Annotated in this window: 2 protein-coding genes and 1 pseudogene; 1 reads left to right on the top strand and 2 read right to left on the bottom strand. The window is 51.2% G+C overall.

Annotated features, from left to right (window positions below):
* Both BLW97_RS17970 and BLW97_RS17965 read right to left on the bottom strand, forming a co-directional pair.
* Positions 1-215 (bottom strand): annotated as a pseudogene (locus BLW97_RS17970) (efflux transporter outer membrane subunit); the annotation flags it as partial.
* The gene (locus BLW97_RS17965) at positions 215-1,759 is read right to left on the bottom strand and encodes a DHA2 family efflux MFS transporter permease subunit (protein WP_075324158.1); all 1,545 of its coding nucleotides are present in this window, start codon (positions 1,757-1,759) and stop codon (positions 215-217) included. The gene BLW97_RS17965 and the pseudogene BLW97_RS17970, both read right to left, overlap by 1 nt.
* Positions 1,760-1,868: 109 nt before the next feature.
* On the opposite strand from BLW97_RS17965, the gene BLW97_RS17960 reads away from it, so the two are divergent.
* On the top strand, positions 1,869-2,040 hold a 172-nt coding region (locus BLW97_RS17960; RefSeq protein WP_143214986.1), incomplete at its 3' end, for a helix-turn-helix domain-containing protein.

The raw sequence follows: 2,040 nt of genomic DNA, 5'->3' as shown, positions 1-2,040 counted from the left end.
TGAATCAGATGGTCAAGAGCAGGTATTTGCGCCGCATCCCACCACTGCTGTGCAGGCCATGGACCCGCCGTGATTCCATAGTGATGATCGGCCCGTGCCAGGGTCTGTTGAATTTGAGGGCTATGGGCGAGATGCGCGCCGGGAAGATGCCCAGGCAGGCGCGCACAGGCCGCAAGCAGTAACAATGGTAGCAGTAGAACAATGGATTTTTTCATCAGAGATCCACCAGTTCTTCTATGGCGCGGCGTACCCGAATATCCGGTTCTGCGTAAACCACACGTTTGCTGAACAGCAGGAGACCCGCGCCGAGCAGGAATCCCCATGCGGCTATATAAAATATTTCGTTGAAGGCGAGCATGGCTGCATGATGCGTAATGTAGTGGGCAGTGCGAATATTGCTTGCTGTCGGGTTGGGCGCATAAACCCAAGTGCTGTTGTGACCTTCAGCAAGAAAATGCGCATGCAGAATCATTCTCCGGTCGAAAAGTGTGGCAATAAGGGGGATGCCCATAGCCTGTCCACAGAGCCGCAATACATTCAAAAAGGCGGTACCACGCATTTCGGCAGGGCCGGATAATCCGGACAAGGCAATGGCGATGATGGATGGAAATAAACTTCCCAGAAATATTCCTACAAAAGCTTGTGGCCACAGTAATTCGCTGAAAGAGGCCGGATGATTGTAGGAGGAAACCCAAAAACTGGCGGCCGCAAATCCCAATAAAGAGAAAATAGCCAGGATACGTGCATCCAGATGATTGAGCAGGCGCTGGGTCAAGAAAAAACTGATTTTCGAAAAAATCGCCATGGGTAATATCAACAGGCCGACCAGCCAGGCGCTGTAGCCCATGACCAACTGAAATCCCACAATATAAATGGCGATGCTGCCTTGGAAAAACAGGGCCGTAAAAAACAGCACAATACCCCCGATCATGAAGTTACGTCGTTTCAGGAGCGTGAGTTCAAGTAAGGGATGCGTGCTATACCATTCCCAAATCCCAAAAAAAATCAGAGTGATCAGGCTGATGCTGCCGAGAAAAATAATGGGTAGTGATCGCCACCAACTGATGATTTCCCCGGCATTAAGGGCTGACTCCAAAGTGGCCAGGGCAATCAGCAGCATTAGCAGGCCCGGCCAATCCAGAGGGGGATGGCGATGTTCTATTTCCCGACCAAATAACAAAATCACAATGATGATAGCCACGCTGATGGCAATGGGTATATTCAGGAAAAACAGCCAGCGCCAACCGATGCTGTCGGTGATCCAGCCACCGATAACCGGCCCCAGAGTAAACGGCGTGATGGCAGCGACCCCCCACAGACCCAGGCCAATATTACGGCGATGTGCCTGATAATGGCGCAGGATAATCTGCAAGGAGACCGGGATGGTTAATCCACCCGAAAATCCCTGAACAATACGGGCACTGAGAAAAGCATCATAATGGCCAGTTTGTGCGCAGATGGCCGAAGCCAGGGCGAACGCCATAAAGGCCCCTGCCAAAACCCGCATTTCTCCCCAACGCTGTAAAAACCAGGGAGAAGTCGGAAAAGCCAGAGCCATGGCCAGAAAAAAATCTGCCTGGGTCCAATCCGCAAAATCCGGGTTGACGCCCAAACTGCCGGCAACATGGGGTATCATGGGCAGATAGGCGCCAGTGTTGAACAGCACCAGAAAATGTCCGAGCCCGATCATCAGGTTCAGCAGCAATACCATGCTGGTGCTGAGTGGGGAAACTGCCGGAGCATTCTGTGAAAAAGCCATGAATAGGAAACCGCTTCTATGCTGATTAAGTAAACGCGCCGATCATGCGGGGCATGAATACATAGGTCAAATTGGTAATATATATATAATCTATCGGACATAGCGATATATGGACACAGAACTTTTGTTAACCTTTCTGACAGTGGCCAAAAGTGGCGGGATTAGTGCAGCAGCGCGGATACTCCATCGCAGCCAGCCGGCCGTCACGGAAAGACTGCAGAAATTGAGCCAGATGGTCGGAGAACCTTTGACTATGCGTCATGGTCGCGGTATTCAACTGA

The sequence above is a fragment of the Acidithiobacillus albertensis genome, from assembly GCF_001931655.1.
Taxonomy (GTDB): Bacteria; Pseudomonadota; Gammaproteobacteria; order Acidithiobacillales; family Acidithiobacillaceae; genus Acidithiobacillus; species Acidithiobacillus thiooxidans.
This window is presented reverse-complemented; position numbering and strand designations above follow the sequence as displayed.